At 59.8% G+C, this 463-nt stretch carries 1 pseudogene; it reads left to right on the top strand.

Going from position 1 to position 463, the window contains the following annotated elements:
* Positions 1-143, top strand: a pseudogene (locus B3V69_RS15025) (formate dehydrogenase accessory sulfurtransferase FdhD); the annotation flags it as partial.
* Positions 144-463: the final 320 nt, after the last annotated feature.

Raw genomic sequence — 463 nt, 5'->3', positions numbered from 1 at the left:
GCATCACTCAGATGGGTCTGGATGTCGCGCAGCGCTTGGGCTTGTGCACCGTCGGGCGCGCTACCAACAAGCGATTTCTGTGCTACAGCGGCATCGAGCGATTGCAATTGCAGCCAGAGTCGGCGGGCGAACGGAAAAATTGATTGTCGCCGTCCAACGGCCGCTATCGAGCCGTCGGCCCAAATCCAGGGCCTGAGTCCGTGGAATGACCCGCTGTTTGACTGCCGTCAATACGGGCACGACGTGTCGCGACACAATGCGCACGGACTTCGATATGTGCGTTCGAGCACGGTTGGGGCGTTTCATTGAGGCTAAGCTATTCGCATCATGACTGTTTTTTCCTCTGCCACCACTGGTAATTCCGCGCCGGACCCATGGCAGCTGCATTCTCCGGTTGGGGACGGCCAATGAACGGCCTGACCAGCGCCGAGGCAGCTGAGCGGCTCAAGCGCTACGGTCCCAA

This window comes from Rhodoferax sp. UBA5149 (assembly GCF_002413825.1).
Classification (GTDB): Bacteria; Pseudomonadota; Gammaproteobacteria; order Burkholderiales; family Burkholderiaceae_C; genus Rhodoferax.
Note: the sequence above shows the minus strand (reverse complement) of the source record. Positions and strands in the feature narration are given on the sequence as shown.